Raw genomic sequence first — 23,222 nt, 5'->3', positions numbered from 1 at the left:
TGCCCGGGACGCGGAGGCGGATGACGAGGAGGTAATGCCACGGCCGTGTGCGACTCGCCGCACGCCCGACATGTGCCCCATCGTCCTGACCTGGCCCGCTACTAGGGCATGAACCGGGTCATGAACTGGTCGACGGGAGCAGGGGTTCGAAGCTGCTCCAGCGGCTGATCTCACACCCATTGGTGCGCCGGAAATCCGCGTTGACGGGCCGCCCCGCCCAGGTCCCGGTGATATGCGCGGTGGCCGGCCCGCCGTAAATCATCGTGCAGTTGGCCCCCTGCGGCACCGGCGCGAACGGATCCCGCCCCCACCGCGTCATCCCGTCCAGCTTCGCGCAAGCCTTCTTGGCATGCCGGTGCGTACCCCGCGCCGGATGGCAGTACAGCTCAAACGTCCCGTCCTCCCGCACCGACCCGCTGCCACGCACAGTCACGGTGAGGTGATCGATGACACCGGGGTGGGGGGTGGTGGGGGCTTGGTCGGTGGGCGGGAGGTGGTTGGTGGGGGAGTGGAGGTCGGTGGTTGAGGGGTGGTCGGCCGGGGCGGGGTGGTCCTCCGGAGCGGGCCGACCGGCTGCGGAGTGGTGGCCGACCGGGAGGGGGCGGCCGACCGGGAGCGGACGGCCCATTGCGAGGGGCTTGGCGGCGGGGGTGGGGGCGTGGTGCCCGGCACCGATGACGCCGTCCCCGGCCCGGACATGCGGCAGCGGAATGGGGGCGGCCACCGCGGCGGGCACCGCCAGGGCCAGCACAGCGGCGGCGGAGACGACGGACACGGCGGCGGAAGCGGTGGTGGCGGCGGAACGCCGCGACACGGCCGTGGTGGCGGCGGAGAGACGGGCCACGGCCGTGGTGGCGGTCATGGCAGCGGTGGCGGCCGCGGTGAGGAAGGACGACGTCCGGCGATACGGCATCACAGGCTCCAGAGGCGAGTGCGGGGCGGTACGCGGTACGTACACGCCGGGGGCGCACGACAACGCAAGTCGTCGCGGCCCCGACACCTCTAACGCGCTGCGGCCCCCGACGTTGCGCTGCAAAAACGTCTTTGCCGGGTGGCCCACGCGCCTAGTACCGTAGGGGGCGATTGGTGACAGCCCTTGGAGCTGTGCCATCATCTGGACACACCACAGCGTGCGCGCGTGGGGTGTGTGGAGGCGTCGCCTAGTCCGGTCTATGGCGCCGCACTGCTAATGCGGTTTGGGGCTTACCCCCCATCGAGGGTTCAAATCCCTCCGCCTCCGCTCCTCTTCGTTCAGGCCCCGGTCTCCCGAGACCGGGGCCTGAACGCGTTTCGGGAGGACCGTCTCCGGACGCCCGCCGAGGCCGACCGGCCGGGCCGCGCCAGACCTGACTCGGCCCGGCACAGCTGCGTGGTGGCCCCTGGCGAGGCGGGGCGGGCTGCGGGGCCGGGTTCGTACGGGTCCCGGCGGCGGGGGTGCCTACCGGGCGGCCGAGGCTCCCGGTGACCAGCGGCGCGGACGAGCCGCCGGCCCCCCTCGCCCGGGAGGCCATCACCCTGCACATCACCCCGGACCTCTGAGCCACCTGACCCGGCTCAGCCACCTGACCCGGCCCCGTAAGTGGCCCCCGTCACAGTCGGCGCCGAACTCGACGTCCCCCGGAATGGCCTACGAGGCCCTACCCCACAGAAATGCGCGAGGGCATCGCCCCGGACCTCTCCGAAGACCACTACACCCACCCGAACTTCGCCCGGATCACCGAGGACTCCCCCCGGCCCGAGAAACCTCCCAACCCCCAGCACAAGGCCGTTTCCGCAGGTCAGAGGGGTTGCGGGCAATGGATTTCGCCTCACGCCGCAGGTCATGTAATGTTGTTCCCGCAACGCCGACCGGCAAGAAAAACCGCCGGAAAGCCAAGCGCTCGTAGCTTAACGGATAGAGCATCTGACTACGGATCAGAAGGTTGCAGGTTCGAATCCTGCCGAGCGCACAGCAGGTCAAAGCCCCCGCCGGGTAATCCGGACGGGGGCTTTGTCGTGCCGTACAGCAGCGAAGTACAGCAACCGGGTCAGCCGGTGCCACCCATCGCTTCGGAGAGCTTGCCCAGGGCCGAGCGCACCTCTTCCTCACTCGCCTCGGCGTAGACCTCCATCGTCATCGCGATCTGCGAGTGCCGCAGGATGCGCTGAGCCACCTTGGGGTGCACGCCGAGGGCGACCAGGAGCGAGCTGCAGGTGTGCCGGGTGTTCCGCAGCGGAATGACCCGGAGGCCGGCCCGGCGGGCACGGAGAGCGAACATCCGGGTGAGGTTCCCCGGCTCGATCGGGGTGCCGTACTTCGTGGTGAAGACCAGCCCGTGGCTATCTTGCCAGAGGTCACCAGCCGCCTTCCGATCACCGGTCTGCTGAGCACGGCGCATACGGAGAGCCTTGAGGCAAAGCGCGGGCAGCGGCAGGAAGTCGTCCGAGTCCTCCGTCTTGGTTTCCCGGTGGAGAATCTGACGCCCCGCCCGCTGGATCTGGTGATCCACGTACAGCTCACCTGCCTCGAAGTCGATGGACTTCCAGGTGAGGCCCAGTACCTCCCCGCGGCGGAGCCCGAGGCACAGCACGAGCACCCAGGCCGCCAAGAGGGGATCCTCACGGATCACCCCGTCCGCGAGAAACTGACCCGCTTCGACCGCGGACCACGGCTTGATCCGGCGGCGCCTCGGCTTGGGCACCTTCACCAGGGCGGCGACGTTCTTCCCGATCTCCTCTTCGGTGACCGCGTGTGTCAGGGCGGCCCGCAGCGCATCGCGAGCGGCTTGGATCACCCGGCGGGATGCATACGCCTCACAGCACTCTCCGGCCGCACAGCAGCGCCGGCGGCTGGGAGCCCTCTTGGCGTCTTTCCCCTGGGCGCAGCACTGACAGGTGGTCGCCAGCTTGGTCAGCCATTCGCGCACGTCCCGCACGGTGAGCTTGTCCAGCCGCTTCGTGCCGAGGTAGGGAGCGATGTAGAGCCGCACGCAGCCCTCGTACGAGACGTATGACAGGGGCGCGAGGTTGGGCTTCACGATGGACTCAAGCCAGTACGCCAGGAAGGCGGAGAGCGTCCGGTGTCGAGTAGCGATCGGCCCGTTCTTCGCTTCGGCATGAAGCTTGATCCACTTGTCGTGGACGTCTTCGCGGGTCTTGCCGTAGACGTACTTGCGCTTCTTCTTGCCGTCCGGGGTGGTCACCCAGGCGTAGGCAGCGAAGCCGTTCTTGTAGGGGTAGATGGAGCCTTCGCCGTTGCCGCGCTTGCCGCTCATGCTGACCACTCCATCTCGGCTTCACGGGCACGGCGTTCGACGTACTCATCCACCCAGCGCGGCAGGATGCGGCGGTTGCGGCCGTCCTTGATGGAGTGGATCTCGCCTGTGAGCACGAGCATCTTGGTCTTGGACAGGCCGTAGCCGAGCATCTGCGCGACTTCGGCCGTGGTGTGCCACTTCCTCTCGATCATGGCGGTGGTCATGACCAGTTGTCTCCTTCTTCGGCTTGGAGGTCGGCGCGTGCTTCGCGTGCGGTGTCGCGGTTGGTCTGGATGTCGCGGGCGATGGTGGCGGCGAGGGCGGATTCGCCGGGGGTGTGGCCGTGGCCGACGTACTGCCAGTCGGTCAGGACGAGGACGGTGTCCGGCTCCGGGGGTTCGAGGCCGAGGGCTTCGTGTTCCTGGGCGGCGCGGAAGTCGGCGCGGGCCGCGCGCAGCTCGCCGAGGGTGGTCGAGTAGCGGCGGGACTTGGAGGAGAAGTGGCCGCGGAAGCCGAGCATGTGGGCCCAGGCCCAGAGGCGACGGTCCGGGTAGAGCGGGTCCAGGGTTTTGCACGCGGTGATCAGGCGGCGGGTGTGTTCGGGGACCTGGTGGCGGTCCAGTTCGGCGAGTTCGCCGATGCGCCGGTCGAGGGTGCCGGTGGTCTCGGCGGCCTTGGTCGCGTACTTCGAGACGTAGGAGGCCACGGCCTGTTCGGTGATGTCGGAGCCGTCGTCGAATGCCGTGACCGGCCGTACGTCCAGCTGTGTGCCCCAGCGGAAGGTCCGGGTGGGCTGGTCCCCGGCAGCCGGGGCCGTGACCGAGGTGTAGGAGTGCGCGGCGGCGGCGCAGATCGCATCGGTCAGCAGGGCGACGCTTGCCCAGGACGGCGGCGGTGTGCCGGGGCCGTCCGGTCCGTCGATGCGGATCACCGCGTGGAAGTGGAGGGCGCCGCGCTTTTGGAACTCGGCGACCTTGCCGTAGGAGAGGCGGGCCGATTCCTTGAGGTCGCGTTGGGTGAGGCCGGCGCGGGCGGCCAGTTCGCGACGGAGCCGGGTGGTGAAGCGTTGCCAGAGGTCGCCCGCGTGGTTGTTGAACAGGACGGCGGCGGCGTAGTCGTACGCCTCGGGGTCCAGGGAAGTGCCGAGCGCCGGATCGTCCGTGGGGTGCTGTGCGCCGCAGCGGCAGACGCCCCGGTCGGGCCGGTTGTGCACGGGGCCGAAGGAGGGCGCGGTGAGGGTGGTGAAGACTCGGGGGTGGTCCCGGACGGTGCCGGGGATGTAGCGGCGGTCGTCTCCGGCCAGGCCGGCGCGGATGAGGTGGTAGGTGTCCCCGGCGTAGGTCCAGGCGCAGGCGGGGCAGCGGGAGGCGCGGCGGTTGCCGCAGGCGAGGCGGAGGCGTCCGCCGGGTTCGGACGCGGTCGAGTAGTGATGCAGGGTCTCGCCCGACGTGCGGTCCTTGGTGAGGGTCCAGCCGGTGAGGTGGATCGGGTCGGAGCAGCCGCCGGTGCGGTGGATCTGGTCTGCCCAGCGGTCGTAGTCGGGGGCCGAAGCCACCCTCAGCAGGTCGACGAGGGTGGTCGGGTCGAGGAGCGTGTCAGGCACGGGCGACCTCCCACGTACGCGGGTGCGGTCGGTCATGATGGGGCTTCCTTCCGGATCTGTGGTTCGGGCAGGAGCACGGCTCCCGGGCGGCGGAGACTCGGCGGTTGAGGCCGCCCGGGAGCCGGTCAGCGGTGCGTGCGCCCGGAGGTGAGCAGCGAGCGGAGGACGACCGCGCAGACGGCGACGGACACCCCGCTGACGGCGACCGCCAGGAGCATCGAGACCAGGACAGCACCGACGATCAGGACCACGGCCGTGCCGCCGCCGACGAGGGCGAGCGTGGTGCCGGGCGTGAGCTGAACCGCGGGGCGGGTCGAGGACTGAGCGACCGGGGCCGCCGGTGGGGTGTGCCGCACGGTGGCGATCGGTTCGACGGAGGGCTGGGTGACGAGTCCGGTGGGCGTCGGGTTGGTCGGGACCTTGGGTCGGAACATGGCGGATCTCCCTTCTGAGGGCGTTACTTGACGGCCGTGTCGATGGCGGAGGCCAGGAAGCTGTCGGCGAGGAGGTAGCCGCCGAGGAGGAACACAGCCACGAGCCACCAGGGCGGGCGGATGAGCTTGATGCCGAGGTAGCCGACGGCGATCAGAGCGAGCCAGAGCGGGACGTCCATGCGGTCTCCTCAGTCGGTCAGCGGACGGTGCAGCGGTGGGTACGGGCGGCGAGCTGGGCGGCCGAGCGGCTGGAGAAGTCGGCAGACCAGCCACAGCGGTCGGCGGTGCAGACGCCGGCGTGCTTGGTGCGGCCGTGGCGGTCGCGGTAGGTGCCGATCTGTACGGGGCCGATCCGCATGACGGAGTGGAAGTGGTCGCGGGCGGGCATGTCAGTAGCTCTCCGTTCGGGTGGTCGTCGGGTCGGGGTAGGCGGCGCGGATACCGGCCGCGGTGGCCAGGTCGGCGGTGCGCTGGACGGCTTCCTCGGCGAGCAGGTGAGCGAGGTAGGGCCGGCCGGCGGCGGTCATCTCGCGGGCGCTGTCGAGGTAGTCCGCGGCGGTCAGGTCGGCCGGGTCACGGGTCACGGCGGCTCTCCCTTGCTGGTCAGGTGAGTTGGGCGGCAATGGAGTCGGCGAGCTGAGGCGGGACGCCGAGGCGGGTCCGCAGGGTGTCGGTGTCGATCCGGTCTCCCGTGCGGGCGCGGTGATCGTCGGCGACCTTGCGGGCGTGGGCTACGAGCGCGGTCGGGACGGGCGCAGGTACGGGGGCGGGCCGGGGCGGTTCGGCGGGTAGTTCAGCCGCGGGAAGGTCGGCGGCGATCAACTCGGTTGGGTCGGCTGGAGGTTCAGCTGTCGGGACCGGAGCGGGTACGGGAGCGGGTGCCGGAGCCACGTCGGCCGGCGGGGCGGGATCGGCGGCTTCGGCGCCACTCCGCGTATGGGCCAGCAGGGTCCCGCCGAGGAAGGCGAGCGCCGGCCATCCGGCGATGCCGAAGCGGAGCCAGGCGGGCGGGTGCTGGAGGTCGAGGAATCCGGCGGTCGCGACGTTGGCACCCAGCGAGGCCACCAGGGCGATCACGAACCAGCACCAGGCGAGCCGGGACGAGCCGTCGTTGCGAAGTCGCCGCCAGGCCGCGACCAGTAGCAGGTCGAGGCTGATGGGGTAGGCCCATGCCTTCCAGCCGTCCTGTCCGGCAGCGGCGGCCAGGTCGTGGAGGTGGGCGAAGGAGAGCGCTCCGGCGATGACGGCTTGTACGAGAACGGGGTCCGGGCGAATGCGTCCCATGACGGTTCTCCTTCCGGGATCTGGCATGGAGGGGGTAGGGACTTGGCGCGTCGAGGTGGCGCCGACCTTGGAGCGGGAAGGTCAGGCAGTCGCGGTGGACGCCTTGGTGAGCGATACGGCGGTGCAGGCCGGCGGGGCGACGGCGGGCCGGAAGGGCGCGAGCGCGGGCAGGTCCGGCGTGCGGTCGGCGTACTTGTTGCAGAGGTTCACTGCTTCGCGCAGCGAGGTGTGCGGGGCCCGGATGCGGGACCAGCCGCCGGTCGAGTCACCAACGATGGCGATGCCGGGGGCGTCGGCGGGTATCTGGATGGCGGCCAGTACGGCGTCAGGGGAGATGTCACCGAAGGCCATGTTGGCGCTGGCCTCGTCGTTGACGCGATGCGCGGTACGGCCGGTGAGCTGGGCCCGGAGCATGGTGATGCCCTTGCCGAGTTCGGAGCCGAAGCGCTGGCCGCAGATCTCCAGGTAGATGCCAGCAGCGCGGCCGAGCTGGGCCAGGCGGACGAGCGCGGTGATGATCCGGTCCCGGCGCTTCTCCTCCTCCTTGGAGGCGAAGAGCGCGAGTTCGGCCACCTCGTCCACCAGGACCACGACGGGCGTGGGACGCAGGTGCTCGGCCAGGTCCCAGATGTCGGCCGCGATCTCCGCATCGGGGATGTCCACGCTGACGCGCTGTTCCTCGCGGACGAGTTGATAGACGGACTCCATGTGCGAGACGAGGACTTCGAGCAGATCGAGAGCGGTGTCCTGGTTGTCGGCGAGGGCTGAGAAGCGGCGAGCCAGCGGGAACAGCTCGACACCCTGCTTGCAATCGATACCGACGAGCGCGACGTCCTGAGCGGCGAGACCGGCCACCAGGTTGCGCTGGTAGACGGACTTGCCCGACTCGGTGGCCCCGAGCGTGAGCCCGTGCGGGACAGTCCGGTAGTCGCGGTAGTGGACTGATCCGTCCTCGCGCAGTGCGACGGGTACGCGCATCGGAGCGCGGTCGATCTTGGCGGGCATCTGCACGCGCTTGAGCACGTCGTAGCCCGTCATCCGCAGTTCGATGACACCGGAGCGGATCTCCCGGGCGGTGACGCCGTACATCCCGAAGGAGTGCCGCAGCCGGTCGGTGGCGGCGGAGACATCGAAAACGTCCTGGCCGGGACGGAGCTTGAGCCGCAGGACGAGCCCGGTACGGGTCGGCCGGAGGCGGAGGATGCGCGGGGCACGCGATTCGGGGGCCGGGCGGTCGGTCATGCGGGCGAGCGCGAGCCGCCAGCGCGGTGGCGGGACCGTCAAGCCACAGGCGTCCATGACCGAGGCGTACCGGACTAAGACGCGCAGCGCGGCGAGGACGACTCCGAAGGTCATCCAGTACCAGGCGGGACGCCGCCACCGCAGCACGAGAGCGGTGGCGACGACCAGCAGCAGTACGACCGAGAGGCGGGCCATGATCAGGCCGCTTCAGCCTGCGAGCCACCGGCGGCGAGCGAGGTGACCGCCACGGCGCGGAAGGCGATTCCGTGCCGCTTCTGCCCGTTGAATTCGTTCTCCCACGGCCGGGCGATCAGGCCGGTCAGCGCAACCGGAGTGCCCATGCCCAGCTCACCGGAGACACCGCTCTCGGGGACGGTGACGGACAGGATCTCCACCGCGTCGTTGGCGGCGAACATCACGTCTACGGTCATCAGCTTCGCCCCGGTCTCGACGTCGAGGGCGACCTCACCGGTACGGCGGTCCTTGACCTTGATCTGCGGCTGCTTCGCGACCATCACGGTCGCGGCGGAGGTATCGACGGGGATCTGACGCACTAGATCACTCCTCTATAGATGCTGAACTCCGTCACTCATGTACATGAGTGACATGAAGAAGAGTGCCCGACTCCTGTATATGAGTCAACCCGCCTCGACGAAGAAGTCGGGGCGGGCCGAGGAGAGTTGAGCGGGCGTCAGTCCGTTGCGGGGATGCGGTAGCTGAAAACGAACTGGTCAGCAGCCATGAGCGTGTCGCAGACCTCCACCACGCGGCCCTCGGTCGTCAGCGCCTCACGGACGAGATGCACGACGGGGGCACCGGGACTGAGCGCCAGCTCGGACGCTTCGGCCTTGGTCGCTGGCCGTGCCTGCAAGGTCTCGACGAACTCGGCGAACTCATGTCCGTGGTCTTCGAGTCGGGCGTAGATGCCGCCACCACCAGGGTTCTCGGCAAAGAGCTCGGGGATGTCCTTCACGACGTCCCACGGCAGGTACGAGCTGGCCGTCTCGACCGGAGTGCCGTTGCGGAAGTACAGCCGCCGGCGGGCAAGGACCTGAGTACCGGGCTCGACTCCGAGACGACCGGCCACGTCCTCCGGGACCTCCATGGGCCCGATGTACAGAACGCTGACCTTGGCCGTGGCACCCGACTGCGCGGACTCCGCCAGATACGCAGCCTTGCCGCCCTGCCGGTGCGAGCGCCGGAAGCGGTCGGAGGAACGGTGCCGTACCGGCGGCCGGTCCTTCACGATCGAGCCCTTGCCATGGCGGGTCTCCACCAGGCCGCTCGCACGGACCTCCACCATCGCCTTACGGATCGTGCCGCCCGCAACGCCGTAGCGCTCGACCAGCTCGGATTCACTCGGCACCATCTCGCCGGGCTTAAGGACCCCAGCCCTGATCTGCTGCACGATGTCGTCGGCGATCTGCACGTATCGAGGTACGGCCTTGCCCCCTCCTACCGCGGTTCCCATAGTTCTTCCCATCCTCCTATGCTCCTGTACATGAGTAACAGCGCCCCGGAAGCCCAGTCAACGCCACTGCATTCCGTGTCCGTGGCCGGAGTGGTGGTCCGCGAGGACGGCAAGCTTCTAACGATCCGGCGGGCCGACAACGGCGCTTGGGAACTCCCGGGCGGGGTGCTCGAACTCGACGAGACCCCGGAGGCCGGCGTACGACGCGAGGTCTGGGAAGAGACGGGCATCCACGTCGAGGTCGACGAGCTCACCGGGGTCTACAAGAACACGACACGAGGCATCGTGGCCCTGGTCTTCCGCTGCAAGCCGGTAGGCGGCGAGGAGCGCACCTCCAGCGAGTCGACGGCAGTCACCTGGCTCACGCCCGACGAGGTGGCGGAGTCCATGTCCGAGGTCTACGCGGTTCGGTTCCTGGATGCCTTGGACGGGGCGGGCCCTCACGTGCGAAGCCATGACGGCAAGCGGCTGACGCCGGTGCGGTAGAACTTTCTCTACTTCATCAAGCCCCGCCCTTCGGTCGGGGAAGGGGGCAGGGAGGTGGGGGAGGGGGAGCACTCCGGGAGCCGGTCGCGCGGTATCTGCCCGTAGAGCCCGTGGAGTGCCGATCGAGTCCAGCAGCCGCCGTGTGCCTCATGGGTCGGCGTCGCGCGCTCCAGCCCCCGCGGGAGGGCTTGCGGCTTGTGGCTCTGGCCTTGTGGGTGCTCTTGCCTTCGGCATCTGGCGCGCAGGCCAACGGCTTTGCCAGCCGCCGCCACGAATCACACCCCACCGGCCCGTAACGCGGGCCGGCGCGGGCTCGGGGACTGGGGCGACGCTCCTGCCTTCGGCCCGCTCCGCCCCGCCCCCGGCCCCGCGCCACCACAGTTGCCACGGGGTGATCCGCTAGACGCTTTGTCCCGCCCAAAGGCAGCACCGGACCGAGCAGACACCCCACCGGCCAACGCCACCGCCGACCCCATCCCGCAGCCTGGCCGCAGCCACCCACCACCAGGACGAGCTGAGCAGCCACGCAGGCGCCCGTAGCTCAGGAGCAGGTCCAGTCGAGGAGCCCCGAGGGCGGCGATGAGTGGGTGGTGAAGGTGGGGTGGGCGGTGCGGGCAAAGTGGTGCCTCCGGCGGGGGCCTCTGACTCTGGGATGGCGGGGGCACCGTCGGCGGGTGCGGGTCGAATGGGGTGAGGGTGGGTGGCTGCCATCCCGTCTGCCGTCATCCCAGGCAGAGCCAAGCCCGCCCCACGGTGTGTGGGACGACGGCGGACGGGATGGCAGCGGGTGGTGGGGCGGAAGCGGTGAGCGGTTTACATGGCGGGCGCGCTGCCGACCGTGCCATAGGTCTTGGTTCCGTCGACAAGGCTGGCTACGGGAGGAGTGGGGGTAGCGGGGCCGAGCGCTCCGGGCAGGCAGGCCGGCATGGGCGGGCCGCCGTACCGCCACCGTCACGGATGCGGGCGCGTGAGCGGACCGCACCCTGAGAACGTGGCGCAGGGGGAGCTCTCAGCTGCCGCGATGTGGCCGAGCCCATCATGGGCGCTCCGCTCACTGATCCGTCTTCGTGGCTGCAACGAGCGCCTTCAGGGACTGAGAGTTAGGCCAGGTCGTTGCGAGACGCGATCGAGCCACTAGCTCTCGCCGTCCTCCGTAATCACCCGTCAAGCAGTTCTCCTGTGCGGGAACTTTGTGCGAGGCGCATGGACGCCATCCGAGAACGACCTCTGCGTTGCCGCGTTGTAGAAACCGCGAACGAGGGCGTAGAAGCCGAAAAGAATGAAAACAATCACCCAAAACAAAGCAATCGCCCCATACCAGACGGCCCACAAGACCATGGTCGGGATCGCAACGATGATCTGGGTAAACAACTCCATGACACTTCACCCCTCCTCGTGCCACTTTCAACGACTTGCGCGACCTGGGGGCTGGCTGCATCGCTTCCTCTTTCCATGAGATCACGCGTCAACAACGGACACCAGTAAGCGCTTGATTAACAGCTCGGGCCGTCAGGGGGCCGCGAAAGGGCGCTCAACGACGCAGGTCACAGTGTTGATCGGTTAGGTGACCGCAGAGACCCGGCGGTCACTTCTTCGGCTCCTGATCCGCCAATGTGCGCCGTAGTAGCGCTCTGTTGCGCCCATGGTGCTCCCTGCATATGCCACCACGGTCCTCGGTAGCGTCTCGGCCATGAAGGGAATCGGGAAGTACTGGGGATGGGTTGCCTTCGCGGTGCTCATCGTGGCCTGGCTGACCTCTGACTTTGGGCCAGGAGCGCTGTTGGCTCTCTCCGCACTGAGCACGGTGTACTTCTTCTTCCGCGCACCAGCGTGGTGTGGCGCTTTGGGGCGGGACGGAGCGTGCAGGAACAACAGCAAGGGCGCGTTGATGGGCTGCCATATCAACCAGCACAAGTGGCAGAAGCTCAAGATGGTCGTCATCAGGGAACGATGGCGACAGCTTGCGAGGGAGCTCTTCCCGAACGCGACGACCGCCCTGGCGACGGCTGGCGGCATCCTCGCGATGATGTCAGGTATCGCCTCTGTTCTCCAGCCAATCTGGGGCAAGGGCTGGTAGCAGCCATGCCCCTCGGGGAACGGCAGCAAGTCAGGGGACTTGATCACGAGGAAGGCCCCCGGCCGGAGTTCCTGGTCAGGGGTCATTCACCTGCGGAGGCTATGGGATTTGACCCCATGGTGACGTTGCCACCACGACCGTTTTACAGCTTGTTTGGCCATCGAGTGCCGCCGCGGCGCACAAGTTGCGCCCGGTGGCCTGCGGCGTTGAATGGATGCATGGGGAGTCAGAACTCATCTGTCTCGTGACGAGTCGCCCACGCTATGGAATCTGGCGCACCGACCCTCACTTCTCGCGTCTGTGGCCCTATGTTGCCCGGAAGACCAAGCAGCCCCTGCTCTACGCGGAGAGGACGTGGTCTAGATGTCTGGTGAGATTCTCTACAAGTTCCCAGTCAAGGGCGCAATCTACTACCCAGGTCCGAACTACTACGGGGAGGGCGAGTGTAGCCTCACCAGCGATCGACTGACGATGCGTGACGGGCGAGGGCACACTCAACACGTACCGCTGATCGCCGTCTCAAGCGTCGCGCCAAACAGAGGGCTATTCTCGGGGAAGGAAGTTCTAGTCGAGATCAGTGGGCCCAGCTTGGTCATCACCTGCGTATCCAGGGCAGCAGTGCCCGAGGTATGCCAGATGATAAACGACGCCATCGAGTCGTAAGCGTAAGGGGTTATGGCATCGGAAGACTTAGGGCAGCTGCGTTCTTGGCGGCACCTGCCCACCAACATGTGTGACAGCGTAAGGCGGTGTTCAAGCCGGCCTACGGTAGCAGCGAAGTGCAGCAACCACAGCGGGACTGCACCCGGCCGTCACCAGTCGCAGGAACACGTAGTTCGCAACGAGGGGCTGTCGTGCCCGATGTGTGCCCGAAGGACCGGTAAACCACGGCGAATTCGGGTGCGCAACTGGGCATCGGATGAGGCGCCCCTGTGGACGTGCCGGCAGGTCAGGACGCCGATCGGCGGGCGATCACCCCGTGATTCCCAAGCTCATTGCGCCGCCGGTACGGCTCCGCGGGAGGCCACCGGCCAGCCTCTCTTGGCGGGGCCAGAGGTTGGCCGCCGCCTTGAGGGCGCGACGCTTAGCGCGGGCGTCAACGCCACCACCAACCGCTCAATTCAGTTGACCAACCGGGAGCTGCGATGGTCTACGCGGCTGTCGGGCCCTGGTCCTTGTCCACCAAGGTCGGGTCACTAGGTCGCCGAAAGCTGTCCCACGCCTCTCGTGCTCTGGTTGCGGAGTTCAACACATCGGGTACCTGGTCCAACAGCCCCTTGAGCGCGAAGAGCAGCACTGAGGCCACGCCAGCGATGGCGAGAATGACGATGATGGCGGTGCCGTCCACCGATCCTTACCTTCCCTGTCATGGGCCGGATCGGGTGCGCAGGCAGCCTCGATCCGAACCCTTCGGTTCGGACCGAGACACATGCGCGGACGCACAAGGCGCAAAAGTGTTCTCGGGTCGGATGACGCATTGTCATCCCGGGTGTAGCAGGTAGTGCAACTTCGGCCACCAGCCTCGTCTTCACAGCTTGGTGCGTCCAAGCCCCCTGTCGGACAAAGAGGGGGCTCGCCAGCTCTGACGGGGCTCCGTCCTGGTTTCCAGAGACGTGGGCGCCCAGGTGCGCACGGGCAGGAAGGTCCCGCGCTGCCAGGTTAGCGCATAGCGGCTCGATCGCTCTCGGGATGCAAATAAGCGCCCTTCCAGGCCGTGTTGCGGCGGGGGCTAAGTGGCGCAGGGCGTCTCTTCCAGTCCGGCCAGCCCTGGCACCGCGCGAGAACAGGTGCTCGCTGGCAGAACGTGCTAGCTAATGGAGGACCGGATCGAACGGTAGGGGAGCCTCAGATTGAGTATGGGGCTCCCCTACCGTTTGATGTGTCGCTGCTAGCCGAAGGCCGCCGCTGGCAGCTGAGGCCCCTCGTCGCCTCCTTCATGAGCCGGAGGATCCGTTGCCAGCAGGCGGTGACCGCGGCTGATTGCTACACGACGCACGTCACGCAGGGCTTCAGCCATGTCCATCGCCAGGAGCCGCACCTCGTTCGGCTCCGCCTCTCCGTCGCCGAGCACTTCGAGCGTGTGCTCCATAAGATCGCCTGCCATTTCCAACTGCACCGCTTCTGTGTTGTCTGCCAGGCGAGACAGATAGCTGCCGCTGTCCGCGGTGCTCAAGTAGCAAGGCTGGCCATTGGGGCCTGACCACGGGAGGAGCCGCAGCTCGTTGTGGATCTTCATTCTCCGCTCGTCCTCTCATGGGGCATGTGGTGGGTGGTGAAGAGCGCGTCTGTGCGGTCGCCGGGGAGCACCAGGAGCCCCGCCTCGACCACGCGTCCCGTGCGGTCAGCTGCAACGCGAGTGATCGCGAGAACTGCCATGGCCGAGCTGATCCGAAGAGTCGTCGCTTCCTCTGGTGTTGGAGGGCGAGCGCTGACTCGCTCCCGGACCTCGGCCAGTGGAGGCCGGAGCTCTGCCAGCTTCGCCTCAATGCCCTCGTAGCAGTGCGATTCGGTGGGAACGTCGGTCGGCGACAGGTCGCGAGGTACGTAGATGCGAGCGAGGCTGTGCGGTGACTTTCCCTGGTGGCTGAGGCAGAGCAATTCGGTGAGCGGGCTCTTTGCCGACACCCCCAGCAGGGCGATGAGTTGACCGTGCGCCTGGAGGTGGGTGGTGCGGACGCTGACCCGCAAGGCTGAATCGGCCGAGGGCTCCCTCCTGGGTGTATGACCACCGCCGATGTACGTGATTCGGCGGAGGGGGTAGCGGACGAAGTTCCCCTTGCCGTGGATCTTCTCGACGAGCCCCTCACCATGGAGAACCGCCAGAGCGCTGCGCAGCGTCGCCGTGCTGACCGCGTAGCCGGAAGCGAGCTGCGCCTCGGACGGGAGCCGTTCGCCGTTCTTGAGCCAGCCGGTCGAGATCTTGTTCCGAATGTCATCGGCGATGACGTGGCGGCGGGAGAGCACGGGCGGCATCACCACCTTCTCAGCGTTCGTACGGCTACGAGCCGAGTCCGGGCGTGCATGGTGAGCAGTTCGCCCGACTCGAAGCGCAAGCGCTTTGCTCCGCCGGGAAGCTGGAGCAGGTCGGTGACGCGACACGGGCGACCGCCGATCTGGATGACGTCGCCGCGCTGCACGCTGTCAGAGGTGATCTCGACAGGGGCGGCCGGCCCACCACCCGGTGCCCAGCCCCTCACCTGGGGCCGTCCGTTCGGGTGCCACCGCCGGCCACCGAGTGGCAGGAGCAAATGCATGCCTCGTAGACCACGGGAATGCCGATGGGCGCGGTAGTGGGAGAGGAATGCGCGCACTCACCGTGCCTACCGATCCGGCAGGAACTCGACTGGTAGGGCACGGCCTTCGTGTGGGTCACGCGAGCCTGCTGACGAGGAGGCATCAAAGGGCCTCCGTCGTGGCGAACCAGTTGTGCGCAACGCGATCGCGGGGCGTGACAGCCGCCCCGACGGGCACCGGCGATCGGTGGCGCCGGCTCAGCGGGACGCACCTCTCATGGGAAGCGTGCGAGAAGAGATGGCGGATACGGTTGAACATGCTGATCAGCTCCTATCGCTGACGGCCAGGCCCCCGGACATCGCCCGTCGCGGGGGCCGCTGTGCGTACGGCCGCCCATAAGGTGCGGCCGTTCAAGCTGTTGGCGAGGAGCCCGAATCGATCGGCCTCAGCCACTGCTTCCAAGACCTCCCGCCACGACTCGGCGGAGAGCGATTCCGGTACCTCCACTTCGATCGACGTGAGTTGGGCGCGCCGTGCCACGCGCGGGGTGAGTCCGACGGCGGACAACCGGGCTGCGATGTCTTCGGCGTTTACTTCCGAAGCAGGCACAGGGCAGCCTCCGTCACTGGCGGTCACTTGCAGTAAAGCTAGTTAACTAGATTAGGGCTAGTGGACTAGATTTTCCATATGCCTGAGCAGCCGCCGTATCTCCGCATCGCTGACGAGCTCCGGCGACGGATCGCGGAGCATGAGTGGACGCCGGGAGACCGGCTCCCGTCACGCGCCCAGATCGCTGAGGAATGCGGCGTCGGCGAGAACGTGATTCGACGGGCTCAAGAGCTGCTGATCTCCCAGGGAGCGCTGGAAGGTCGCGCCGGATCGGGCACGTACGTTGCCGCCCCTCGTCAGCGTGTACGCATGGTCCGTTCCTCGGCACGCGAGCAGCCTGATGGCTCCCCGTTTCGCGCGGACATGAAGGCTGTGGACAAGCTGGGAGATTGGGAAAGTCGGACCGAGGCGAAGGTGCCAGCACCGGCTGAGATTGCGTCGCGCCTCGGTATCGCTGAGGGCGGCTTGTGCGTTCGCACGGTTTACGAGTTTCTGGCCGACGGCAAACCGGTGCAGCTGTCGACAAGCTGGGAGCCGTACGACCTCACGGGCGGCACGCTCGTCGTTCTCCCTGAGGGAGGGCCGCATGCCGGGGTGGGCGTGGTGAACCGCATGGCCGAGATCGGCATCGTGGTCAGCCACGCTGTGGAGCAGCCGGAGCCGCGGCCAGCGAGTGCCGAGGAGGCATCGCTCCTCGGCATCCAGAAGGCCACCCTGGTGATGCACATCCGGCGGACGTACTACAGCAATGAGGGATGGCCCGTGGAGACGGCGGACATCGTCGTTCCCACCTCTCTGTGCGAGATCGTCTACGAGATCCCGATCAACCGTTAATAGAGTCGGCGTGCGCGCCTTGGTGTTGCCGCACGGCTAGCGCACTCGAAGTGCACCAGTTGTAGCGGAGAACCGCGGTCACCGGTAGCTCCCACTCAATAAATAAGGCCCTGGCCAGAGACCAGGGCCTTATTTATTGCCTTCGGCGGACGCTCTCGCGCAAAAAGGGCGGCAGTCGCGATCATGTTGTGCCATTTTAGGCAAATCGAATGGATAGTCGACTAACCCGCGAAAATGCATGAGAATTGTCGTAGCTATTGTCGAGCTCTCCCTCACCGCCGTTGCCCGTTCCTTATGGCGCACCAGAAGGAACGGGCAGCGGTGGTCACGGAATATAGTCGGTGATCTCTCCCCGCGGCCTGCAAGGTATATGCGCGAGGCGACATCGAGAAATGCCCGCTGGCATCCTTGAAGAGACTCCACGTAGCCGGGCTGGCGCACAACTCCTTCACGGTTAGCGTCGCGGACTCACCACAACGACACGCGACCTAGGGCTGCCTTCATCTCGCCCATATTCTGAAAGCGGGCGTTCGGGTCCCGCGCGAGGGCGCGTGCCACGACAGCATCGAGGTCGGGGGGTAGATCCGGCACGAGGGATGATGCCGCAGGTGCATCTTGATGCACCTTTTCGTAGAAAATCGCATGCAGCGTCGGCGCAAGGAGCGGCAGCCGTCCGGTGAGTAGCTGAAATAGGATTACACCAGCTCCGTATACGTCACGCCGGATATCTGGCGGATCTCCTTTCAGGCCCTCCGGGGGCATGTATGTAGGCGTACCAATGAGCTGTTCCGGCATGCTGTAGATACCTTGTCGGGGGTTTTCCGTGCTCGCCGCGAGGCCAAAGTCGAGTATCTTTAGCCTCCCCTCCTTGGTGATCATCACGTTCTGTGGCTTCACATCACAATGGATCACCCCTGCCGCGTGTGAGTACTCCAAGGCGTTGAGTATCTCGTAGGTGATGGCAACGCTTTCTAGCGCAGTAGGCGTCACGTGCTTACTCAACCCATCGAGTGTCCAACCAGTGAGATATTCCATCACGATGCAGCCGACGCCGCTGTCTTCCCAGAGGTCGTACACGGCGGCGATGGATGGATGGTTGAGCCTGGCGATAGCCGACGCCTCGTTGCGAACCCAGCGGGGGTAGTCACTGTTCACTTCGGGACGGGTCATCTTGATGGAGACCGTTCGACCCAATAGCGTGTCCCGGGCTCGGTACACCCGTCCCATACCGCCCGCGCCGAGCACCTCAAGAAGTTCGTATCTGCCGTTCAGCACGTGGCCCGCGCTTGGTCCGCCGTCGTCGTTGGGCCACCACTCGACCGGGGCGGTATCAGTGCCGACGGCGATACGGTTGGCCAGTCGCTTGATGGTTTCAGGGAATGCCAAGACCTCGGTGCGGTGACCGCGGGCCGTTTCGAAGGCGACATTGCGCGCTAGGATCAGCAGTCCGGCAGTGTCACTGCCCGTGCGGTCCGGACGAGGCCGACCTTTAGCCGCCAATTCCTGCTTAACCCGCTCGTAGGCATAGTCGACCGTGATGGCAGCTGGCCCTCCCGGGATGCCGCAGGTAAGGACCTTCAGGAGTTCGCCGGTGAAGGCGGTGTAGTGCTCTCCGGGTGGGGCGAGTGCGACACGGTCGTCCCTAGCCGAGGTAAGGACGACGGTGCCGGCGACGGCCGTCTGAACCCGGACTGCATCCGACGCCTGCGACATCGGCCCCCGATGGACCTTCCCGCTGAAACAGCTGTCCAGAACGGCTACACGTCGTCGCGCCGTCGACTGGGCCAGCGTCTTGCGTATCCATTCATACGACAGGCACGTCCAGGGCTCGTCAGCCGCGGAGCCAGACAAGGAAACATAGAAGCTCAACTCGTCGTCCAGCACACCATGGCCTGCGTAATAGACGAACAGGGTGTCCCGGCTCTGGGCTGCTGCCTCACGCAAAGCAACGAGGATGTCGGACGGGCTTTGAGGATTGGAGACGATGATGCAGTGCTCGGGTGGTAGTGCCCAGCCCTGAGGTGAGGTGAGGAAGTCCCGGAGACCCTGGAGGTTGTTCTCGACGGAAGGAAGGGCCTCCAGGCGGTCGTAGAGGGAGGCTCCGATCAGCACGGCGCGGGAATTCGCGGGATCGGGCGGAGCGCCAGCATCCACAGGGCCTGTCTCCCCAACCACGTCGAGCCCTATGCACCTTCGAGAGCGGCGACAATGCGGGCCACGACCACCGGGTCTTCACTGTCGACTTCGATACGTACGCCGTTGTGTTCGATGGAGACCCTGGGCGGCTTCGTCCTGCCGCGCCGCCACAAGGAGATGGCCAGCACCAGGTTGGCGACCTGGAAGCCGCTGTCGACCGACAACTGAATCGCGTCGAAGGCCGTCCCCATAGAGCCTGACGAAGGTGGCGTGGTGACCAGGGTGATGACCCCGCCCTCCCCCACGAACTCGTCGTCGCGCAACCACTGGGTGAGCTGGCGCAGATCCTCGCCCCCCGCCCCCTCGTCGACCGTGATGCCGTACGCGTACATGCAATGTCCCCCTGCTGGTTCGTCGATAGTTCAGGATGCCAGCTTCGTTTGTTCCGGTTCCAATCCTGCTGATCCGGGCCCGTATCAGTTTCCGTCTCATTCACCTTCGTACGTCAGCGTTCAAGCCCGTGGCCTGCGGGCTCTGCTGTCGCTCCGACTGGGCGTGAACAGGGCCGAACACCGATGAACGCGGCCCTGACCCACACCAACAGACTTGGAAAGCGCGTTGGCGGTGCAGAGCCTTAGCAGGCGTCTGAGGGTGGCGGGCCCGGTTGGGTTAGCCGGACACCGGTGCACGCCACCAGCGTGCCGCCGTCGTGGTCGAGGAACAGCATGAAGATCCACGACCCATCAGTAGCCCGGATCTGACCCAGCCGGATCGGTCCGCCGTATCGGTTGAGGCGTTGCACGGCCTGCTCGAGGCCGGACGTCTCGATGCCCTTCTTGAGGGTGTGTCTGAGCCGGCGCCCATAGACGCTGGCGAGTGATTCGGCAGACGTCGTGCCATCCCAGACAACATAAGAAGCGCTGGCACGGAGAGCAGTCAGAGCAGCCACCGACGTCTCGTCGTCACCGCTCAGCAACTGTTCGAGCCGTTCTCGTTGCACGCTCTCCCCCTGGCCCCGATCGTGCTGTACAGCAACGAAGTACAGCAACCCCAGCAATCGCCAGCACCCAACACTGGTCGCCATGCTCCTCCCTGCGGCCTGAATGACCTCCAATGACCGATCTCTTCAGAGCTACGGATCAGAAGGTTGCAGGTTCGAATCCTGCCGAGCGCACAGCAGACCAGAGGCCCTGTGGAGCAATCCACAGGGCCTCTGGCTTTGATGTTGACGGCAGGGGCTGACGGCAACCGGCCGGCACGTGGTCCGACGGGTACCGCGTGAGTGACCAGTTAGCCCGCGAGCGGCACGCGCCTGCTCCGTGGCGGACTTGGCAAGGCAAGTAATTCCCGTGGCCTCCGCCCTTGCGGGAGTTGCGCTGCCCCTCGCAGGCAACAGGTACCTGGGGGCCGGCGTCGATATGCCGGCGGTCGTCGAGGTTATGGATGGCCACATGGGCCGGCTGCGGCGACAGGGCACGCTCGTCCGACCGGTGGGGCTGCGCAGCGCCTTCGGCCTGGGCAAGTCGCTGGAGGATCAAGTCGCATCCATCTGCCGACTGCTGATGGAGGTTAGGTGCTCTGGTGGCGGCTCGGTTCTCGTCGTCCTCGGCGCGGCGGTGACCGCTTCCATTGGAGTCCACCGGATGCCCCCAGGGCCCACAGGCCCGTGTCAGGCCGCGGCCTCTTGGTGGGCTTGGCGGGCTTGGTGGGCTTGTTGGTGGGTGTGGTCGGTGGCCAGGTTTGTTGCTCGCCGGACCGAATCGGTGGAGGCGGTCAGCAGCGGGAGCCGGACGGCCGGGCTGGGGATGCGACCCTGGGCGTGCAGGACCCCCTTGATCACGGTTGGGTTCGGCTCGGCGAAGAGTGCGGCGGACAGCCGGGCCAGCTCGGCTCCCAGGCTGCGGGCCGGTCCGGCGGCGTCGCGCTGCCAGAGCGAGATCAGCTCGGCGTAGTCGGCGGTGCGGAGATTGGCCGACGCCAGGATGCCGCCGTGGGCGCCGGCCGCGAGCAGTGGTGAGATGACGGCGTCGTCGCCGCCGAGCACCGCGAAGCCCGGCGTCGGCGAGCCGAGCAGTTCTATTGCGGCTGCGTCGATCGCGCCGGTCGCGTACTTGACCCCGACGACCTCCGGCAGGTGCCCGAGCGCGTTCAGCGTGCTGGTGCTGAGGGTCTGGCCGGTGCGGTACGGGATGTCGTAGACGACCAGGGGCAGGCCGCCGTGCTCAGCGAGCGCCGTGAAGTGTGCCAGCGTCCCCGCCTCACCGGGCCGGGTGTAGGGCGGCGCGGGAACCAGCGCCGCGGCGACGTCACCGCTCTGAGCGAGCTCCCGCAGCGACGTGATGGCGGCGGCGGTGTCGTTGGTGCCGACGCCGACGATCAGCGGAGCTCCGTGTGCCCGGCAGGCGGCCGCGCAGACGCGGACCACGGCCCGCTTCTCCTCGGCGGTCAGCACGGCAGCCTCCGCCGTGGTGCCGAGGGCGACGAGTCCGCGAGCACCGCCGACCGACAGCGCCTCGTCGGCGAGGCGGGCGAGTGCATCCGGGGCGAGGCGCAGGTCGTCGGTGAACGGGGTCACCAAGGGGACAAACAGGCCGGTGAGGATCGCATCGGGCTTCATGCTCCCAGCCTGCCCGACATCGACCCAGTAGATCCATTTCGCATTCTTACGCTTATGCGTAAGCTCGCCTTATGCTTGATGTCCGGCGTCTCCACCTGCTGCGTGAACTGGACCGGCGCGGCACCATCGCGGCCGTGGCCGAGGCGCTGACCTTCACCGCCTCCGCCGTTTCCCAGCAGCTGGGCGTGCTGGAGCGCGAGGCGGGCGTGCCCCTGCTGGAACGCAGCGGCAGACGGGTGGTGCTCACGCCCGCGGGCCGCGCCCTCGTCACCCACGCCGACGCCGTCCTCGAGCGCCTCGAAATGGCGGTCTCGGAGCTGGCCGGGGCGCGCGAGGGCATCGGCGGGCCGCTGCGGATCGGGACGTTCCCGTCCGGCGGCCCCGCGATCGTGCCCGCCACGCTGGCCGAGCTGGCCCGGCGGCATCCCGCGCTGGAACCGATGGTGCAGGAGATCGACTCGGCGCGGGTCTCCGACGGCCTGCGCGCCGGCGAACTCGACGTGGCCCTCGTCCACGACTACGACTTCGTGCCCGCGTCACCGGACACCACGGTCGACCAGGTGCCCCTGCTGGAGGAGCCGATGTACCTGGCCACGGGCGGCTCCACCGACAGCGCCACCGACGACAGCGCCACCGACAGCGCTCGCGCCACCGGTCCCGCAGCCCGCGGCGAGACGCTGGCGGAGCTGCTCGGACCATGGGCCACGTCCCCGTGGATCACGGCCCGGGACGGCACGACCGGTCATGCCATGGCCGTACGCGCCTGTCAGGCGGCCGGTTTCCAGCCGCGCATCCGCCATCAGGTCAACGACTTCCGTACGGTCCTGGCGCTGGCCGCCATTGGCCAAGGAGCCGGATTCGTACCGGAGATGGCCACTGCACACGCCCCTGCGGGGGTGGTCCTGACCCGGCTGCCCCTCTTCCGCCGCTCGAAGGTCGCCTTCCGTACGGGCGGCGGCACGCACCCGGCGATCGCCGCGTTCGTGGCGGCGGCGCGGACAGCGGTGGGCGCCACGGGCGGCGCCTCCTAGGACCTGTCCGGCGGGTCGCTGCTCAGGTGGCGAGGGTGGTGTCTGTGCCCTCGGGCCGCGGACGAGCGGAACAAGGCAGGCCGTGCCGGAGCGACGCGCGGGGCACGTCTGCGTCCGTGGTAGGCGCTGCGGTGTCGTACCGCGTCTGCGGCAGGCGAAGTGTCTGCGGGCGCACGACGACGGCCTCGGGGGCGCGGCGGCATCGTGAACAGGGTCGCAAGCGACGAGACGCCCACCGTCTGTCGAGGAGCCTGGAGCAGTCGTGGACCCAACAGCACACCGTGTGACCGGCGGCGAGGAAGCCGCCCAGGCCGTCCTTCGCGGCCGGCTGCGCGCGGCAGTGATCGATATCGCGCCCATCTTCGGATTCACCGTGAGCTACGCCCTCACACACCGGCTCACAGTCGCGCTGGTGCTCGCTCTGGCGGCAGCAGCCGGGGTCTGCATCTACCGGGTGGTGCGCGGGGAATCGGTGTGGCGCGCGCTCGCGGTCCTCGGTCTCGTGTGTGTCCAGGGGGCGCTGGCCGCGAAGACCGGAGAGGCCGCCAACTTCTTCCTGCCGAACCTGGTGATGCACAGCGTGGTCGTCGTGGCCAACGTCGTGGGGTTGCTGATCGGCCGGCCGCTGATGGGTGTGGTGGTGGCTCTGATCACGAAGGAGGGGCCCGGCTGGCACCGGTGTCCCGTGCGGCGCCGGGCGTTCGTCAAGGGCAACCTGGTGATCCTCACCTCAAGTGTGGTGATGCTGGCGATCCAGCTGTCGCTGTACCTGTCCGGCCAGGTGGTCGCCCTCGGTACAGCCGACGCCTTCGGGCCGCCCGTCCTCGCGCTCACCCTGCTGCTGGGCTGGCGCGTCTACCGCCGCGCCCTCGCCGGCCACTCCTGCGACACCAACTACCGCATGAACACCGGGACATCCCTCCCTCTG

At 67.6% G+C, this 23,222-nt stretch carries 27 protein-coding genes and 2 tRNA genes; 7 read left to right on the top strand and 22 right to left on the bottom strand.

Translation table 11 applies throughout. The annotated features are described in order from the left end of the window. Positions 1–118: 118 nt before the first annotated feature. Positions 119–913, bottom strand: a complete 795-nt coding sequence (locus AC3EUV_RS10515; RefSeq protein ID WP_432144116.1) for an SSI family serine proteinase inhibitor — start codon at positions 911–913, stop codon at positions 119–121. 236 nt (positions 914–1,149) lie between these two features. Here AC3EUV_RS10515 and AC3EUV_RS10510 point away from each other — a divergent pair. Together AC3EUV_RS10510 and AC3EUV_RS10505 are read left to right on the top strand one after the other, a co-directional pair. Next, positions 1,150–1,240: transfer RNA gene (locus tag AC3EUV_RS10510), tRNA-Ser, on the top strand. A gap of 636 nt (positions 1,241–1,876) precedes the next feature. After that, a tRNA-Arg gene (locus tag AC3EUV_RS10505) sits at positions 1,877–1,949 on the top strand. A gap of 78 nt (positions 1,950–2,027) precedes the next feature. On the opposite strand, the gene AC3EUV_RS10500 is transcribed toward AC3EUV_RS10505, so the two are convergent. From AC3EUV_RS10500 to AC3EUV_RS10450, 11 genes are all read right to left on the bottom strand, one after another. Continuing rightward, the gene (locus AC3EUV_RS10500) at positions 2,028–3,263 is read right to left on the bottom strand and encodes a site-specific integrase (RefSeq protein WP_435602715.1); all 1,236 of its coding nucleotides are present in this window, start codon (positions 3,261–3,263) and stop codon (positions 2,028–2,030) included. Then, positions 3,251–3,460, bottom strand: a complete 210-nt coding sequence (locus AC3EUV_RS10495; protein ID WP_435602714.1) for a helix-turn-helix domain-containing protein — start codon at positions 3,458–3,460, stop codon at positions 3,251–3,253. The genes AC3EUV_RS10500 and AC3EUV_RS10495 overlap by 13 nt, the downstream gene beginning before the upstream one ends. Then, on the bottom strand, positions 3,457–4,875 hold the full coding sequence (gene repSA / locus AC3EUV_RS10490; RefSeq protein WP_435602713.1) for a replication initiator protein RepSA: 1,419 nt from the start codon (positions 4,873–4,875) through the stop codon (positions 3,457–3,459). The genes AC3EUV_RS10495 and repSA overlap by 4 nt, the downstream gene beginning before the upstream one ends. An 89-nt stretch (positions 4,876–4,964) precedes the next feature. Beyond that, entirely contained in the window at positions 4,965–5,273 is a 309-nt protein-coding gene (locus AC3EUV_RS10485; protein ID WP_435602712.1) for a SpdD-like protein, read from the bottom strand. Between the two features lie 23 nt (positions 5,274–5,296). Further along, positions 5,297–5,452 (bottom strand): hypothetical protein, encoded by a 156-nt coding sequence (locus tag AC3EUV_RS10480; protein WP_109891880.1) that lies wholly within the window; start codon positions 5,450–5,452, stop codon positions 5,297–5,299. A 17-nt stretch (positions 5,453–5,469) separates the two neighbouring features. Next, positions 5,470–5,661: a mobile element transfer protein gene (locus AC3EUV_RS10475; protein WP_435602711.1), complete on the bottom strand. Its 192-nt coding sequence runs from the start codon at positions 5,659–5,661 to the stop codon at positions 5,470–5,472. A 1-nt stretch (position 5,662) separates the two neighbouring features. Then, positions 5,663–5,857: a hypothetical protein gene (locus tag AC3EUV_RS10470; protein ID WP_435602710.1), complete on the bottom strand. Its 195-nt coding sequence runs from the start codon at positions 5,855–5,857 to the stop codon at positions 5,663–5,665. 19 nt (positions 5,858–5,876) lie between these two features. Next, positions 5,877–6,557, bottom strand: coding sequence for a DUF2637 domain-containing protein (locus AC3EUV_RS10465; RefSeq protein WP_435602709.1), 681 nt, complete (start codon positions 6,555–6,557; stop codon positions 5,877–5,879). 81 nt (positions 6,558–6,638) lie between these two features. Next, a complete protein-coding gene (locus AC3EUV_RS10460) occupies positions 6,639–7,994 on the bottom strand; it encodes an FtsK/SpoIIIE domain-containing protein (RefSeq protein ID WP_435602708.1) in 1,356 nt (451 codons plus the stop codon). Between the two features lie 2 nt (positions 7,995–7,996). Then, positions 7,997–8,353, bottom strand: a complete 357-nt coding sequence (locus tag AC3EUV_RS10455; protein ID WP_030988949.1) for an SCO3933 family regulatory protein — start codon at positions 8,351–8,353, stop codon at positions 7,997–7,999. Positions 8,354–8,490: 137 nt separating this feature from the next. Further along, the gene (locus AC3EUV_RS10450; RefSeq protein ID WP_109891888.1) at positions 8,491–9,270 is read right to left on the bottom strand and encodes a GntR family transcriptional regulator; all 780 of its coding nucleotides are present in this window, start codon (positions 9,268–9,270) and stop codon (positions 8,491–8,493) included. Between the two features lie 18 nt (positions 9,271–9,288). Here AC3EUV_RS10450 and AC3EUV_RS10445 point away from each other — a divergent pair, with 18 nt between their 5' ends. Beyond that, positions 9,289–9,756, top strand: a complete 468-nt coding sequence (locus AC3EUV_RS10445) for an NUDIX hydrolase (protein ID WP_435602707.1) — start codon at positions 9,289–9,291, stop codon at positions 9,754–9,756. Positions 9,757–10,920: 1,164 nt separating this feature from the next. On the opposite strand, the gene AC3EUV_RS10440 is transcribed toward AC3EUV_RS10445, so the two are convergent. Beyond that, positions 10,921–11,133: a hypothetical protein gene (locus AC3EUV_RS10440; RefSeq protein ID WP_435602706.1), complete on the bottom strand. Its 213-nt coding sequence runs from the start codon at positions 11,131–11,133 to the stop codon at positions 10,921–10,923. 313 nt (positions 11,134–11,446) lie between these two features. On the opposite strand from AC3EUV_RS10440, the gene AC3EUV_RS10435 reads away from it, so the two are divergent. Further along, a complete protein-coding gene (locus AC3EUV_RS10435) occupies positions 11,447–11,833 on the top strand; it encodes a hypothetical protein (RefSeq protein ID WP_435602705.1) in 387 nt (128 codons plus the stop codon). Positions 11,834–12,983: 1,150 nt separating this feature from the next. Here AC3EUV_RS10435 and AC3EUV_RS10430 read toward each other — a convergent pair. The 5 genes from AC3EUV_RS10430 to AC3EUV_RS10410 form a co-directional block, all read right to left on the bottom strand. Next, on the bottom strand, positions 12,984–13,181 hold the full coding sequence (locus tag AC3EUV_RS10430; RefSeq protein WP_435602704.1) for a hypothetical protein: 198 nt from the start codon (positions 13,179–13,181) through the stop codon (positions 12,984–12,986). A 540-nt stretch (positions 13,182–13,721) separates the two neighbouring features. After that, positions 13,722–14,069 (bottom strand): hypothetical protein, encoded by a 348-nt coding sequence (locus AC3EUV_RS10425; RefSeq protein WP_435602703.1) that lies wholly within the window; start codon positions 14,067–14,069, stop codon positions 13,722–13,724. Continuing rightward, positions 14,066–14,806, bottom strand: a complete 741-nt coding sequence (locus AC3EUV_RS10420) for a GntR family transcriptional regulator (protein ID WP_435602821.1) — start codon at positions 14,804–14,806, stop codon at positions 14,066–14,068. The genes AC3EUV_RS10425 and AC3EUV_RS10420 overlap by 4 nt, the downstream gene beginning before the upstream one ends. Then, positions 14,806–15,030, bottom strand: coding sequence for a hypothetical protein (locus AC3EUV_RS10415; protein WP_435602702.1), 225 nt, complete (start codon positions 15,028–15,030; stop codon positions 14,806–14,808). The genes AC3EUV_RS10420 and AC3EUV_RS10415 overlap by 1 nt, the downstream gene beginning before the upstream one ends. 367 nt (positions 15,031–15,397) lie before the next feature. Then, positions 15,398–15,676: a hypothetical protein gene (locus AC3EUV_RS10410; protein WP_435602701.1), complete on the bottom strand. Its 279-nt coding sequence runs from the start codon at positions 15,674–15,676 to the stop codon at positions 15,398–15,400. Positions 15,677–15,754: 78 nt separating this feature from the next. On the opposite strand from AC3EUV_RS10410, the gene AC3EUV_RS10405 reads away from it, so the two are divergent. Then, a complete protein-coding gene (locus tag AC3EUV_RS10405) occupies positions 15,755–16,510 on the top strand; it encodes a GntR family transcriptional regulator (protein WP_435602700.1) in 756 nt (251 codons plus the stop codon). A 468-nt stretch (positions 16,511–16,978) separates the two neighbouring features. On the opposite strand, the gene AC3EUV_RS10400 is transcribed toward AC3EUV_RS10405, so the two are convergent. The 4 genes from AC3EUV_RS10400 to AC3EUV_RS10385 form a co-directional block, all read right to left on the bottom strand. Continuing rightward, on the bottom strand, positions 16,979–18,664 hold the full coding sequence (locus tag AC3EUV_RS10400; RefSeq protein WP_435602699.1) for a caspase, EACC1-associated type: 1,686 nt from the start codon (positions 18,662–18,664) through the stop codon (positions 16,979–16,981). A gap of 29 nt (positions 18,665–18,693) precedes the next feature. Then, positions 18,694–19,038 (bottom strand): effector-associated constant component EACC1, encoded by a 345-nt coding sequence (locus AC3EUV_RS10395; protein ID WP_435602698.1) that lies wholly within the window; start codon positions 19,036–19,038, stop codon positions 18,694–18,696. A 242-nt stretch (positions 19,039–19,280) separates the two neighbouring features. Continuing rightward, positions 19,281–19,730 (bottom strand): hypothetical protein, encoded by a 450-nt coding sequence (locus AC3EUV_RS10390; RefSeq protein WP_435602697.1) that lies wholly within the window; start codon positions 19,728–19,730, stop codon positions 19,281–19,283. 585 nt (positions 19,731–20,315) lie between these two features. Next, complete coding sequence (locus tag AC3EUV_RS10385; RefSeq protein ID WP_432144115.1) at positions 20,316–21,263, bottom strand: 4-hydroxy-tetrahydrodipicolinate synthase family protein; 948 nt, start codon at positions 21,261–21,263, stop codon at positions 20,316–20,318. Positions 21,264–21,334: 71 nt separating this feature from the next. On the opposite strand from AC3EUV_RS10385, the gene AC3EUV_RS10380 reads away from it, so the two are divergent. Then, positions 21,335–22,294 carry a LysR family transcriptional regulator gene (locus AC3EUV_RS10380; protein WP_432144114.1) on the top strand — a complete coding sequence of 320 codons (960 nt, stop codon included), beginning with the start codon at positions 21,335–21,337 and terminating at the stop codon, positions 22,292–22,294. Positions 22,295–22,556: 262 nt separating this feature from the next. Next, positions 22,557–23,222 (top strand): DUF3159 domain-containing protein (locus AC3EUV_RS10375; protein ID WP_435602696.1); only part of this gene is annotated, 666 nt, incomplete at its 3' end.

The organism is Streptomyces sp. bgisy130 (assembly GCF_057708345.1).
The sequence above is the reverse complement of the archived record's forward strand: the minus strand, read 5'-3'. Positions and strand labels throughout refer to the sequence as shown.

Bases quoted from the DNA above. Each gene is read 5' to 3' on its own strand.
- AC3EUV_RS10515 (WP_432144116.1), bottom strand. From the start codon at position 913: ATGCCGTATCGCCGGACGTCGTCCTTCCTCACCGCGGCCGCCACCGCT.
- AC3EUV_RS10495 (WP_435602714.1), bottom strand. From the start codon at position 3,460: ATGACCACCGCCATGATCGAGAGGAAGTGGCACACCACGGCCGAAGTC.
- repSA (WP_435602713.1), bottom strand. From the start codon at position 4,875: ATGACCGACCGCACCCGCGTACGTGGGAGGTCGCCCGTGCCTGACACG.
- AC3EUV_RS10485 (WP_435602712.1), bottom strand. From the start codon at position 5,273: ATGTTCCGACCCAAGGTCCCGACCAACCCGACGCCCACCGGACTCGTC.
- AC3EUV_RS10480 (WP_109891880.1), bottom strand. From the start codon at position 5,452: ATGGACGTCCCGCTCTGGCTCGCTCTGATCGCCGTCGGCTACCTCGGC.
- AC3EUV_RS10475 (WP_435602711.1), bottom strand. From the start codon at position 5,661: ATGCCCGCCCGCGACCACTTCCACTCCGTCATGCGGATCGGCCCCGTA.
- AC3EUV_RS10465 (WP_435602709.1), bottom strand. From the start codon at position 6,557: ATGGGACGCATTCGCCCGGACCCCGTTCTCGTACAAGCCGTCATCGCC.
- AC3EUV_RS10460 (WP_435602708.1), bottom strand. From the start codon at position 7,994: ATGGCCCGCCTCTCGGTCGTACTGCTGCTGGTCGTCGCCACCGCTCTC.
- AC3EUV_RS10450 (WP_109891888.1), bottom strand. From the start codon at position 9,270: ATGGGAACCGCGGTAGGAGGGGGCAAGGCCGTACCTCGATACGTGCAG.
- AC3EUV_RS10445 (WP_435602707.1), top strand. From the start codon at position 9,289: ATGCTCCTGTACATGAGTAACAGCGCCCCGGAAGCCCAGTCAACGCCA.
- AC3EUV_RS10440 (WP_435602706.1), bottom strand. From the start codon at position 11,133: ATGGAGTTGTTTACCCAGATCATCGTTGCGATCCCGACCATGGTCTTG.
- AC3EUV_RS10435 (WP_435602705.1), top strand. From the start codon at position 11,447: ATGAAGGGAATCGGGAAGTACTGGGGATGGGTTGCCTTCGCGGTGCTC.
- AC3EUV_RS10425 (WP_435602703.1), bottom strand. From the start codon at position 14,069: ATGAAGATCCACAACGAGCTGCGGCTCCTCCCGTGGTCAGGCCCCAAT.
- AC3EUV_RS10420 (WP_435602821.1), bottom strand. From the start codon at position 14,806: ATGCCGCCCGTGCTCTCCCGCCGCCACGTCATCGCCGATGACATTCGG.
- AC3EUV_RS10405 (WP_435602700.1), top strand. From the start codon at position 15,755: ATGCCTGAGCAGCCGCCGTATCTCCGCATCGCTGACGAGCTCCGGCGA.
- AC3EUV_RS10395 (WP_435602698.1), bottom strand. From the start codon at position 19,038: ATGTACGCGTACGGCATCACGGTCGACGAGGGGGCGGGGGGCGAGGAT.
- AC3EUV_RS10390 (WP_435602697.1), bottom strand. From the start codon at position 19,730: ATGGCGACCAGTGTTGGGTGCTGGCGATTGCTGGGGTTGCTGTACTTC.
- AC3EUV_RS10385 (WP_432144115.1), bottom strand. From the start codon at position 21,263: ATGAAGCCCGATGCGATCCTCACCGGCCTGTTTGTCCCCTTGGTGACC.
- AC3EUV_RS10380 (WP_432144114.1), top strand. From the start codon at position 21,335: ATGCTTGATGTCCGGCGTCTCCACCTGCTGCGTGAACTGGACCGGCGC.